10 protein-coding genes and 1 pseudogene are annotated in these 12,245 nt (G+C 43.3%); 2 read left to right on the top strand and 9 right to left on the bottom strand.

What is annotated here, in order from left to right; all coding sequences use genetic code 11:
* Positions 1 to 76: 76 nt before the first annotated feature.
* The 5 genes from ribBA to glyA form a co-directional block, all read right to left on the bottom strand.
* Positions 77 to 1,180: a bifunctional 3,4-dihydroxy-2-butanone-4-phosphate synthase/GTP cyclohydrolase II gene (ribBA, locus tag HWQ47_RS08210; RefSeq protein ID WP_269970669.1), complete on the bottom strand. Its 1,104-nt coding sequence runs from the start codon at positions 1,178 to 1,180 to the stop codon at positions 77 to 79.
* 78 nt (positions 1,181 to 1,258) lie between these two features.
* Positions 1,259 to 1,921 (bottom strand): riboflavin synthase, encoded by a 663-nt coding sequence (locus tag HWQ47_RS08205; RefSeq protein ID WP_269970668.1) that lies wholly within the window; start codon positions 1,919 to 1,921, stop codon positions 1,259 to 1,261.
* 4 nt (positions 1,922 to 1,925) lie between these two features.
* A complete protein-coding gene (gene ribD, locus HWQ47_RS08200; RefSeq protein ID WP_269970667.1) occupies positions 1,926 to 3,062 on the bottom strand; it encodes a bifunctional diaminohydroxyphosphoribosylaminopyrimidine deaminase/5-amino-6-(5-phosphoribosylamino)uracil reductase RibD in 1,137 nt (378 codons plus the stop codon).
* Between the two features lie 46 nt (positions 3,063 to 3,108).
* Positions 3,109 to 3,558, bottom strand: a complete 450-nt coding sequence (gene nrdR / locus HWQ47_RS08195; RefSeq protein ID WP_269970666.1) for a transcriptional regulator NrdR — start codon at positions 3,556 to 3,558, stop codon at positions 3,109 to 3,111.
* A 148-nt stretch (positions 3,559 to 3,706) separates the two neighbouring features.
* Positions 3,707 to 4,963 carry a serine hydroxymethyltransferase gene (gene glyA / locus HWQ47_RS08190; protein WP_269970665.1) on the bottom strand — a complete coding sequence of 419 codons (1,257 nt, stop codon included), beginning with the start codon at positions 4,961 to 4,963 and terminating at the stop codon, positions 3,707 to 3,709.
* An 841-nt stretch (positions 4,964 to 5,804) separates the two neighbouring features.
* Here glyA and ettA point away from each other — a divergent pair.
* Complete coding sequence (gene ettA, locus HWQ47_RS08185) at positions 5,805 to 7,469, top strand: energy-dependent translational throttle protein EttA (RefSeq protein ID WP_269970664.1); 1,665 nt, start codon at positions 5,805 to 5,807, stop codon at positions 7,467 to 7,469.
* 1,110 nt (positions 7,470 to 8,579) lie between these two features.
* On the opposite strand, the gene HWQ47_RS08180 is transcribed toward ettA, so the two are convergent.
* Entirely contained in the window at positions 8,580 to 9,596 is a 1,017-nt protein-coding gene (locus HWQ47_RS08180; protein ID WP_269967860.1) for an IS110 family transposase, read from the bottom strand.
* A gap of 182 nt (positions 9,597 to 9,778) precedes the next feature.
* Positions 9,779 to 10,234: a hypothetical protein gene (locus HWQ47_RS08175; protein WP_269970663.1), complete on the bottom strand. Its 456-nt coding sequence runs from the start codon at positions 10,232 to 10,234 to the stop codon at positions 9,779 to 9,781.
* 581 nt (positions 10,235 to 10,815) lie between these two features.
* Between HWQ47_RS08175 and HWQ47_RS08170 the strand changes: the two are divergent.
* Positions 10,816 to 11,007 (top strand): annotated as a pseudogene (locus HWQ47_RS08170) (group II intron reverse transcriptase/maturase); the annotation flags it as partial.
* A gap of 90 nt (positions 11,008 to 11,097) precedes the next feature.
* Here HWQ47_RS08170 and HWQ47_RS08165 read toward each other — a convergent pair.
* Positions 11,098 to 11,448 carry a DUF6559 family protein gene (locus tag HWQ47_RS08165; RefSeq protein ID WP_269970662.1) on the bottom strand — a complete coding sequence of 117 codons (351 nt, stop codon included), beginning with the start codon at positions 11,446 to 11,448 and terminating at the stop codon, positions 11,098 to 11,100.
* Between the two features lie 344 nt (positions 11,449 to 11,792).
* The gene (locus tag HWQ47_RS08160; RefSeq protein WP_269970661.1) at positions 11,793 to 12,215 is read right to left on the bottom strand and encodes a GNAT family N-acetyltransferase; all 423 of its coding nucleotides are present in this window, start codon (positions 12,213 to 12,215) and stop codon (positions 11,793 to 11,795) included.
* Positions 12,216 to 12,245 lie beyond the last annotated feature (30 nt).

Raw genomic sequence — 12,245 nt, 5'->3', positions numbered from 1 at the left:
ATGGACACGGAAGAGGCGGTATGATAGCACAGCCTGCCCCCTGTTCCCCATGCAATTATTTATAAATTTATAAATTCTATTCAGAAATGTATTCTGTCACTTCGAGGCCGAAACCTGATAGCGAATGATAACGCTTTGGAGAACTCAACAAGCGCATTTTAGTCACGCCAACGCTCGCTAAAATTTGAGAACCCACACCCACTAAGCTAGAAGTTCCATTCCATTGAAGCGAGGCTACAGCTTGCCCTTTATCTTCAAGTTCAAAGGCTTTAACTTTGGCCAAAATGTCACTGTTATGCTCTTGATTTCCGAGTAACACTAGCACGCCACCTTCATTGGCAATGCGCTTCATCGCCTTCTCGAGTGGCCAGCTACGCTGCTGATCACGCTCTGAGTGCAATAAGTCATTAAAGGTATTTTGTAGATGCACACGAACCAGTACATCCTCTTTAACTTCACCTTTAACCAACACGTAGTGTAGTTGGTTATCGATAGTATCTCTAAAGGTCAACATATCAAACTCGCCAAAACGAGTTGGCAGCTTACATTGAGCTTCACAAACAACATTGGTCTCTTTGGTATTACGATATTCGATCAGATCTGCAATCGTTCCCATCTTAAGACCGTGCTCTTGAGCAAAAATCTCAAGATCAGGACGGCGGGCCATGGTGCCGTCATCATTAAGAATTTCAACAATAACGGATGAAGCTTCAAAACCTGCTAGACGAGCTAAATCACAACCGGCTTCGGTGTGACCAGCACGAATAAGTACGCCACCTTCTTTCGCCATTAACGGAAAAATATGGCCAGGTTGGACAATATCGGTAGGCTTAGCATCTTTGCCTACTGCAGCAAGGATAGTAACAGCACGATCTTGGGCCGAAATCCCCGTTGTCACTCCTGTCGCTGCTTCGATAGAAACCGTAAAGTTTGTCGAGAACTGCGCATTATTGTCAGTCACCATTAATGGCAAGTTTAACTGCTGACAGCGTGCTTTTGTTAGCGTTTGGCAGATTAAACCACGACCAAACTTAGCCATAAAGTTCACCGACTCAGCGGTAACCATATCGGCTGCCATGATCAGATCACCTTCGTTTTCTCTATCTTCATCGTCCATCAAGATAACCATTTTACCGAGGCGAATATCTTCGATGATCTCTTCTATACTGTGTAACGACATTGTAAGGCCTTAATGTTTTAGTTCTAAAGGAATTCTAATACAAATAGTTAATCTGTTATTGCTGGTGTTTACCAGTCTCTAACGTAAAAAACCTGAGCGAGCTAACAGATCCATGGTCACATTCGACGCAGGAACCTCAACCTTATCACTGGCATAACTAATTAAGCGTTCAAGATGCCGTGCAATAAGGTCAACTTCAATATTCACCGAGTCCCCCGCCTTAAGATCAACTAACGTCGTTTCCCCTGCGGTGTGAGGCACTATAGTCAATCTGAAACGGTTATTTTTTACTTCATTAACCGTTAAACTGACACCGTCGATGGTGATTGATCCTTTATGAGCAATGTAACGCGCCAGACTGGCTGGGGCAGTAAGCCAAAACTCAATCGCCTTCCCCCGGTATTGCCTGTCATCGATACTGGCTACGCCATCGACATGACCACTGACCATGTGCCCACCTAAGCGAGTCGTCGGCGTTACTGCTTTTTCTAAATTAACCTTACGGCCAACCTGATAATGAGCAAAACCGGTTAAGTTAACGGTTTCGGCAGAGATATCGGCAACGTAACCATCACTCATGCACTCAACAACCGTCAGACACACACCGTTAGTGGCAATACTGTCACCAAGGCGTACATCACTCAGATCTAACTTTCCACTGGCAACAGTAAGACGAATATCATCACCACGCCGTTCAATTTTACGCAATAAACCTACTGATTCAATGATCCCAGTAAACATGACTTTATGACCTTATATCTAATGTTAAGCGGGTATCAGCCCCAACTTTACGTTCGTCTATGAGCTTAATCTTCGGCGCGTCTGACATAACATCATAATCTGGAAGTGTGATTAGGTTACGGCCACTGGAGCCTAAAATTTTCATCGCCTGGTAGAGCACCAACTCATCACCATGGCCTTGTGCGATAACGCTGCCCGCTAAGGTGGCACCCGCTTCGATAAGCACTGAGTTACAACGCTTACCAAGAAATTCAAAAAGCGCCCTTAAACTCACCCGTCCAGACTCATCAGAAGACAATGTAGTCTGGCTGACATAAGCGGGCCACTTAGCTTGTTCAGAATCAGGATAATCCACACAGGAGACCAAGAGGAGCGGACTATCAACAGCAAACAAGGTTAAGTCGGTAGTCAAACGAGCACGACTATCGAGTACGACTCGCAAGGGCTGGTGCAACTCTGTTGCGCTAAGTTTATCTGCCACATAACCCAGCTCACTATAACGAACATTCAGTGATGGGTTATCGGCTAATACGGTTTCAACGCCTGTAACTAACGCACAATGTCGTGCACGTAATCTCTGTACATCACGGCGAGCTTCTGGACCCGTTATCCATTTAGAGACACCATTTGATAGCGCCGTTTTACCATCAAGACTCGAGGCTAATTTAACCGTTACCCAAGGTAAACCTGTCTCCATTCGCTTCATAAAACCTGGGTTGATCCGTCGGGCTTCATCTTTAAGCAAGCCAACATCGACTTGAATGCCAGCCTCTCTGAGCATGGCAATCCCCCGTCCTGATACTTGTGGGTTAGGATCTTCGACGGCGACAACGACTCGCGCCACTTGATTTCTAATTAACGCTTCGGCACACGGCGGTGTGCGGCCATAATGGCTACAAGGCTCCAACGTGACATAGGCGGTGCCACCTTTTGCACCTAATTCAGTATCACGATTGGCCATCGCCAGAGCATGCACCTCAGCGTGAGGACCTCCCGCTTTAATGTGAAAGCCTTCACCGATTAATTGACCATCTTTGGTTATCACGCACCCCACACACGGGTTTGGGCGAGTGGTGTATGACCCTTTGCGTGCCAGCTTAATAGCACGACTCATCATTTCAATATCTTCTATAGACCACATAAAGCTCTCAACCTTGAGATGATTCACACACGTTCAATAGATTCATTTATTTTTGTAGGTTAGCGATGGCATCGCCAAACTCAGAAACATCTTCAAATGCACGATACACAGAGGCAAAACGTATATAGGCTACCTTATCAAGATTGATTAACTGATCCATCATCAGATTACCTATCATTTCTGATTTAACCTCTCGTTCACCTGTCCCACGAAGCGTTGACTTAATTTTGGTCAGAGCCAACTCAATTTGCTCCATAGAAACTGGACGTTTTTCGACCGCTCTAAGCATGCCACCGCGTAATTTTTCTTCATCGAAAGGCTGACGGCTACCGTCTTGCTTGACTACCCGAGGCATGACTAACTCGGCGCCTTCAAAGGTAGTAAATCGTTCATGACACTCGACGCACTCTCGACGACGCCTGACTTGATGGCCATCAGCCACTAAACGGGAATCGATTACCTTAGTATCAGTTGCGCTGCAAAATGGACAATGCATTGAGCCTCCAGCAGGAAAATATAATAAAAATAATTAATTAGAGTCTCGACTCTAATTTAGAGTCGACATTTACTTGATCACAATCGTCAGATACAAAAATGACCGCTAAAAAGCGGCCATCGAAGTTTACCTGATTTAACCCTTAAGGTTAACCGTAAACAGGGAACTTAGCGCACAATTCAAGAACCTGCTTCTTAACACGTTCAATTGTACCTTCATTAGTAATGTCATCTAACACATCACACATCCAGTGAGTTAACTCGACTGACTGCTCTTCTTTAAAGCCACGACGAGTAATCGCTGGCGAGCCAATTCGAAGACCTGAGGTCACAAATGGTGAGCGTGGATCGTTTGGTACTGAGTTCTTGTTTACCGTAATGTTAGCAAGACCTAGCGCCGCATCGGCATCTTTACCTGTGATATCTTTAGCGATCAAGTCAAGCAGGAATAGATGGTTATCAGTACCACCTGATACCACATCATAACCACGTTCAATAAAGGTGTTAGCCATCGCCTGAGCATTAACAACCACTTGCTCTTGGTACGTTGTAAACTCAGGCTCTAGTGCTTCTTTAAATGCCACCGCTTTAGCGGCGATAACGTGCATCAAAGGACCACCTTGGCCACCTGGGAATACCGCTGAGTTAAGCTTCTTGTAGATAGCTTCATCATCGATTGCAGACAGAATAAGTCCACCACGAGGGCCGGCTAATGTCTTATGGGTCGTTGTTGTTACAACGTGCGCATGTGGGAGTGGATTCGGGTAGATGCCCGCAGCGACTAGCCCTGCTACGTGAGCCATATCGACAAACAAATAAGCACCAACTTTGTCAGCAATTTCACGGAACTTGCCCCAATCAATAATACCAGAGTAAGCGCTGAAACCTGCGATGATCATCTTTGGCTTATGCTCAACTGCAAGACGTTCAACTTCGGCGTAATCAATCTTACCCGTCGTTTCGTCAATACCATATTGAACTGCATTATATAACTTGCCAGAGAAGCTTACGTGAGAGCCGTGAGTCAAGTGACCACCGTGGGCCAAGCTCATGCCCAGTACTGTATCGCCACCATTAAGCAGTGCCATAAATACAGCAGCGTTAGCCTGTGAACCTGAGTGAGGTTGCACGTTTGCGTAAGTTGCACCAAACAATTCTTTAGCACGAGAAATAGCTAATTCCTCAACAATATCAACATGTTCACAACCACCATAGTAACGCTTACCAGGGTAACCTTCGGCGTACTTATTCGTTAACTGAGAACCTTGAGCTTCCAGAACACGTGGACTGGCGTAATTTTCTGAAGCAATAAGTTCGATATGCTCTTCTTGACGACGAGTTTCATCTTGAATCGCTTGAAACAGTTGTGGATCAAAGTCCGCGATATTCATATCTTTTTTCAGCATTTCTTACTCCAGCTGTAAATTCTTATAGTAGGGTTGCGCGGTATTCTACAGCGCATTTGATCACAATTACAGTACTTGGAACATGAAATTCCTTGCAGTTTCCATTGAGCACTTCTCATCGTTAGATGAGATGAGATATCCATCAACATTTCTACCTGTTTTGTCTCGAAAATCCCATTAAGCCATTACTTTGATAGTCATTATAGAAAACACTCTTTTTCATTTTGACCGTTAATCACACATAGATAATCTACATGCAGCCATGGATCACAATCACAGTACTTGGAACATGAAATTCCTTGCAGTTTCCATTGAGCACTTCTCATCGTTAGATGAGATGAGATATCCATCAACATTTCTACCTGTTTTGTCTCGAAAATCCCATTAAGCCATTACTTTGATAGTCATTATAGAAAACACTCTTTTTCATTTTGACCGTTAATCACACATAGATAATCTACATGCAGCCATGGATCACAATCACAGTACTTGGAACATGAAATTCCTTGCAGTTTCCATTGAGCACTTCTCATCGTTAGATGAGATGAGATATCCATCAACATTTCTACCTGTTTTGTCTCGAAAATCCCATTAAGCCATTACTTTGATAGTCATTATAGAAAACACTCTTTTTCATTTTGACCGTTAATCACACATAGATAATCTACATGCAGCCATGGATCACAATCACAGTACTTGGAACATGAAATTCCTTGCAGTTTCCATTGAGCACTTCTCATCGTTAGATGAGATATCTAATATAAAGCCGCTTAACCCTGTTTAGCTTCCCGTTTTAATCAAGTAGAATCATTGCCATTGTATGTCACAGAAGATGAAAATCATGGCTCAGTTTGTATACAGCATGCTTAGGGTTGGCAAGATTGTTCCGCCTAAGAAGCAGATCCTTAAAGATATCTCCTTAAGCTTTTTCCCCGGTGCAAAAATTGGTGTTCTAGGCCTGAACGGTTCAGGTAAATCTACCCTGCTTCGCATTATGGCCGGTATTGATACTGACATTGAGGGCGAAGCTCGCCCAATGCAAGATCTCAAAATAGGTTACTTGCCTCAAGAGCCTAAACTCGATGAAAATCAAACGGTTCGTGAAGCCGTTGAGGAAGCAGTATCGATAGCTAAAAACGCACTGACTCGTTTAGATGAAGTTTATGCACTGTATGCTGAACCTGATGCGGATTTCGACGCCCTTGCCAAAGAGCAGGGTCAACTCGAAGCCATTATTCAGTCCCAAGATGCGCATAATTTAGATAACATCTTAGAGCGCGCCGCCAATGCACTGCGCCTCCCTGACTGGGATGAAAAGATTGCAGTACTCTCCGGTGGTGAGCGTCGTCGTGTGGCCATCTGCCGCCTGCTACTCGAAAAGCCGGACATGCTGTTACTCGATGAGCCGACCAACCATTTAGATGCAGAGTCTGTCGCTTGGCTTGAGCGCTTCTTACAAGATTACGCTGGCACTGTTGTGGCCATTACCCACGATAGATATTTCTTGGATAATGCCGCTGGCTGGATCTTAGAACTCGACCGTGGTGAAGGTATTCCGTGGGAAGGTAACTACTCCTCTTGGCTTGAGCAGAAAGATGCTCGTTTGACCCAAGAATCGGCCACTCAAAGCGCACGTCAAAAGACCATTCAAAAAGAACTTGAGTGGGTACGTCAAGGTGCTAAAGGACGTCAGTCTAAAGGCAAAGCACGTATGGCGCGTTTTGAAGAACTTAACACTAACGATTACCAAAAGCGTAATGAAACTAACGAGCTCTTTATTCCACCAGGACCACGTCTGGGTGATAAGGTTATCGAAATCAACAATCTGACTAAGTCTTATGGTGATCGCGTCCTGATTGATAACCTAAGTTTCAATGTGCCTAAAGGCGCGATTGTCGGCATTATCGGCGCAAACGGCGCGGGTAAATCGACCCTATTTAAGATGATCTCAGGCGCAGAGCAACCTGACAGCGGCACCGTAGAACTCGGTGAATCTGTACAGATTGCTTCAGTTGAACAGTTCCGTGATTCGATGAACGACAAGAATACGGTTTGGCAGGAGATCTCTGGCGGACTTGATATCATGCGTATCAACAACACCGAAGTGCCGAGCCGTGCCTATGTGGGGCGATTTAACTTTCGCGGTGGCGATCAGCAAAAGATCATTGGCACTCTATCGGGTGGTGAGCGTAACCGAGTCCACTTAGCTAAGCTGCTACAAGCGGGCGGTAACGTACTGTTACTCGATGAGCCAACCAACGACTTAGACGTTGAAACTTTGCGCGCATTGGAAGAAGCACTACTTGAGTTCCCAGGTTGTGCCATGGTCATCTCTCACGACCGTTGGTTCCTCGATAGAATCGCCACTCATATCCTTGATTATCGCGATGAAGGTAAAGTGAACTTCTACGAAGGTAACTACACCGAGTACTCAACGTGGTTAAAAGAAACCATGGGGACGGATGTGGTTGAGCCACATCGCCTTAAGTACAAGCGCATGAGTTAGCGAGTAGCTCAGCATACTGTACAGTGTGAAATAGTTAAGCCACCCTTTTTAGGGTGGCTTTTTGTTTTTTGACTAATAAGGCTATTACTTGTCAGATAACAAGTTTCAAATATCTTTTTTGATTGGGTTCATTGGGCTGGTTTGGTACTTGTGTGATTTAACTAATACCATAGCTAAATTGGTGTTTATTGCTTGCAGCAGGCTGATGTGCAGATACTTCTGAGGGACGCTGCAAGTACAATCCCTGTAAGCTCGACGGTGGCATCCATGCCACCAACGCCCTCACCCGCATCTACACCTTATTATTTATCTCTTCGATTTAGGTTCTTTTAGTAGCTATCTCATTTTTGGACAGAAACTTGCTGACTTGCCTAATAGCAAGTTTCAAATATCTTTTTAGCTTGGGTTCATTTAGCTAAATTCGTATTTGGTTATTGCCAGATAGGCATAGCTTCGTTGATATCTATTGCTTGCAGAATATGCTGTATATGGATATACGAATGTCGTGATCACACTGATGTGAATGAACGCCCCTTATGTGTAAATACTTCTATGACACGGTGAGTGAAGCATAGCTTCAAGCTAACGAACGAGAAGCATGGATGCTGAACTGGCATTAAGATAGGGATATCGTTGCAAGCTCAATCCCTATAGCCTCTACGACAGCCAATAACCTCCCTGTTAAAAGGCCAGTTCGATATCCCTATCTCCCGCTCGAAGAGTTTCACCCTGTAAAACCTCGCCTTGCTGTCGAAGGTCATAGCCGCATTCACACCTGATTGTTTATCTCTTCGATTTAGGTTTTGTACGACAAAGTCCCTTGGTAATCACTCAGAGATTGAGTGATTCTAGGAAGGTTTTGGACAAAATGTATGGTACGCCCCGTTATTGCAAATAATAAAGCAAGATAACAGGAGTTGGTTTGCGCTAATGTATTCAGAGTCTATTGAGACCTTCATTAGTCCCAGCTCTACGATGAGATCCGCGCCAGATTGTCCTCAAAAACGAGAAAGCATATTAATTGCTGTTCTGTCCATCAGGTCTTCAATCTGGTGGTCTAACCGTTTTGTCATCTATTTTTATCATCTGCAAACTCGGTAGTAACTCGATTTAAACTCTTAACTCAAACGCTTTCTGGCTTGTCATTACTGACCAAGCTATACGCGCTAATTTATTTGCTAATGCGACAACCGCAACATTGAACGGTTTCCTCATTCTTAACTCTGTTAACCAATGACCAAAATACCGTTCAGATGTCTCAGGCCTTGACACAATGACTCGTGCGGCATCAACAAACAATTCTCGCAGTTCTTTATTACCCCGTTTAGAAATGCCAAGCATTCTTGTCTTTCCCCCTGTGGAGTATTGAAACGGAACCAGACCAATCCAAGCAGCAAAATTTCGGCCATTCTTAAAATCTGATGCGTTCCCTACATTTGATAAGCAACAAGCAGCTGTCATTGGCCCTACACCAGGTATTGACTGTAGTAACTGCATTAATGGGTTTTCATTAAGTAACAACTGCAATTTCTTATCTTGTTTTTTTATTAATTCGTTCAGATGTTTGTAGTATTCATGTAACTCCTGCAACTCGACCATCAATGTTAAAGGGATCGGTTCACCTTTATCTGCTAGCCATTGGAACAGCTTTTTCATATGGGCATGGCCTCTAGGAAAGCTCATACCAAACTCAAGCAACATAGAGCCAATTCTATTCATGCTGGCAGTTCTTTCTTTGATGTAGCCCGAACGTATACGACGAATGACAGTGGCGACTTGTGCGGTTTCACTTTTTGGTGATGTGAATCTCATGCTGGGCCTCATTGCCGCTTCAGCAATGGCATCTGCATCAATGAAGTCATTTTTGTGAGTTTTAACGTAAGGTTTTACATATTGAGCGGGGATCAATTTAACTTGATGACCATATGACTCACATTTTCTAGCAAGCCAATGGCAGCCACCACAGGCTTCCATTGCAATGATGGTTGGCTCTTGAATGGATAAAAATTGAATCAGCCTCGGTCTGGTTAATTTCTTACGAAGCACTTCCCTCCCGGCATAGTCATGAGCAATAAGATGAAATGTGCTTTTACCTAAATCAATCCCTATAACGCGAAAGTTAGACATGATGATCACCTCTTATTTGTTAACCAGACAAACTGGAGTTTAACACTAGGTTGGGGCGTACCATCTTATTAATGAGATAGAGCTTTGGCTCAGAAAACAACGATTACCATTAGGAAAAATATGGCAATCAGGTATGCGGTAACGCTCCACCTAGCGGGCTGGCTAGTGTCTTGTAATGTGAATTACGACCGCTTACCGAGCCCCGGAGCTCCCCCAGGCATAAATATGCTATATCGTTTGTCAAATGAGTCACCAAGTGCGCTTCCTTGAGCTTGATCACGTCTCTTCTGCGCCCTTAGCTCTTTTGCCTCTGCTTCTATTTTATCTTTTCTTTTGTTCTCAATAGCTAATTGGGAATCTTTTGCAATCCTCTGACTTAACACCTTTGATAGAACTATTTGACGGTTAAGGCTTCTACCAGTAATTGAATGGCCAAATGCTATTTCATTTTCCAATCGAATAATTTCATTCTCCAACTTAATCCGGTCATAATTCTTACTGACCTCAGAACGAAACTTGCTCGAACTTTTTGGCCATGACTGTTTTAATGCCCACTCGTACGAGCCAATAATTTTGGACCTAGACTTTCGTTCATTCTTCGTTTTATTGGTTTTGAATAAAGGGCCACTGTTTCTCATGATGTTTCCTTTCTAGGGGTTTTGTGCCCAAGCCCCCGAAATTAACCTTAACTTTTCCTTAATCGCTGACATATATAGTTTTTATTAAAAAATGTAAAGTTAAGGTCTACTTTAAGGTTACGTAAGTTTGAAGCTCTAAAAGTGTAATGTTAGGGTTGATATCGTAATTATTGACACTGTAACCCCTGTGCTCTTTGACCCTAACTTGACAAGATCATGTTCCTAATGCCGATTTCGAGGGGATGGGCGCAAAACCCCTTCTACACTTGATTCGAAGTCAGTACCACAACCCGTACATTTAAATCGCACGCTCCTCCTTCACATAACATTTGCATACGCATATATTTGGCAAACGCGTATGCACATTCAATAGAGCTATTATTTAAGCCTTACTAAAGTAAAGCTATTGATTAATAAGCACTCTATCAGATTAGTGTTGGATAAACGAATGCGGGAAATTGAACATTGATATTGATGTCTTTTCTAAAGCAGTTAGTAATACTCATTTATTGATTAGCAAAAGTTGGTCTACTGGCTTGTAACTTATCTGTACTATCTATCATTTGAAACTCGTTTTGGGGCAGAACTTACTTAAACGTGGCGTCAGGATCCAATCAGCTGTTGCTTGTGGTATCACAAGTAAAGGGCCATGGCGAAGTTCGAAAACACCGGGGATACAGCAAGCACTGAGTAATGATTATCTTAAGAAGGCGGGATTATATTCACTGAGAGATGGATGGATCGCAGTTCATTACCCTAACCAGAAAGTTTAGGTTAGGCGTTCTAGATGAACCGCCCTGTGCGGAGCCGCATGCAGGGTGGTGTGGGGGCTGGAGGCCTCCGGCTACCCGTTATGCGTAAATTTACTCGCCACCGCCGCCTCCATCTGAACTACCGAAGCCACCACCATCATCACTTCCTCCACCATAAAAAATGGATCCAAAGAATGGCCCTAATATACCAAAACCTGTAGCCGTAGATATTGTATCGTTCATGCTTTGCGTTGATTCATTAGATGATTTATTTGTACTGAATGTATTTACATCACAATACATCAAATAAGCATATTGAATATACCGATCGTTGAGGCGTAACGCTTCTACAGTTTTATCAACTTGACCTTTAGTATATGTAGCAGAGCCACCATACCTTTTTGCAAGAGCTGGACGAAGTTTATATTTATACTTACGAATAGTTGAGTTCTTCCCGAACATTGAAACTCCTTTACGCATAACGTCTTAGTATTTATGCGTTGCGCTGTTTGCAGGGCAAAACGCGCATGCACATTTAATAAACCTATTATCTAAGCCGCACCTTGGCAAAGCTATTGATTCATAAACACTCTATCAGGATGGCGCAGAAAAAACGAGCACTGGAAATTGAAAAGTGAGCATTGATATTGATGCCTTATAGAAAGCAATCAGTAACTGTCATTTATCGATTAGTAAAAGTAGGTCAACTGGCTTGCTACTTATCATTACTGCTTATCGCCAGTAACGCACAAAGGGACATTAACGTTTTCTGGGTAAAAATAAGTTATTGACGCCATAGTCGTTCGTTAGGAGATGTCTTGCTCCATGTAGTAGAACCTTTCATCCTCACTAATCAACGTAAAACCGTTTCTTTTATATAGGTGATGCGCTGGACTGATTTTAAAAACTCTTAATTTGAGTTTTTTTACTCCTGAGGCTTGAGCTAATCTAGTTGACTCTACTAATGCTGCTGCGCCAATACCTTTGTTTTGGAATTCTTCGTTGACTTGAAGATCACGTAAATAACACTCGTCGCTATCAAATGATAGGCGAATAGCTCCTACCACCTCCCCCTCAGATAAGATATCCCAATTATCTAAACTCAAAATTTGTTCGAGTATTTTAGGCTGCTCCCAATCAACTAAATAGTGCTCATAATATGGGCGCATATTGTTATATGTAATTTCTGCCGATTTGGATAAATCACAGGCAGGTTGATATGAAATCACCTTGAATCTCCTAACGTTTGTATAGTGCGC

The sequence above is a fragment of the Shewanella sp. MTB7 genome, from assembly GCF_027571385.1.
Taxonomy (GTDB): domain Bacteria; phylum Pseudomonadota; class Gammaproteobacteria; order Enterobacterales; family Shewanellaceae; genus Shewanella.
The sequence above is the reverse complement of the archived record's forward strand: the minus strand, read 5'-3'. Positions and strand labels throughout refer to the sequence as shown.

Bases quoted from the DNA above. Each gene is read 5' to 3' on its own strand.
- HWQ47_RS08180 (WP_269967860.1), bottom strand. From the start codon at position 9,596: ATGTCTAACTTTCGCGTTATAGGGATTGATTTAGGTAAAAGCACATTT.
- HWQ47_RS08175 (WP_269970663.1), bottom strand. From the start codon at position 10,234: ATGAGAAACAGTGGCCCTTTATTCAAAACCAATAAAACGAAGAATGAA.
- HWQ47_RS08165 (WP_269970662.1), bottom strand. From the start codon at position 11,448: ATGTTCGGGAAGAACTCAACTATTCGTAAGTATAAATATAAACTTCGT.
- ribD (WP_269970667.1), bottom strand. From the start codon at position 3,062: ATGTGGTCTATAGAAGATATTGAAATGATGAGTCGTGCTATTAAGCTG.
- ettA (WP_269970664.1), top strand. From the start codon at position 5,805: ATGGCTCAGTTTGTATACAGCATGCTTAGGGTTGGCAAGATTGTTCCG.
- nrdR (WP_269970666.1), bottom strand. From the start codon at position 3,558: ATGCATTGTCCATTTTGCAGCGCAACTGATACTAAGGTAATCGATTCC.
- HWQ47_RS08205 (WP_269970668.1), bottom strand. From the start codon at position 1,921: ATGTTTACTGGGATCATTGAATCAGTAGGTTTATTGCGTAAAATTGAA.
- glyA (WP_269970665.1), bottom strand. From the start codon at position 4,963: ATGCTGAAAAAAGATATGAATATCGCGGACTTTGATCCACAACTGTTT.
- ribBA (WP_269970669.1), bottom strand. From the start codon at position 1,180: ATGTCGTTACACAGTATAGAAGAGATCATCGAAGATATTCGCCTCGGT.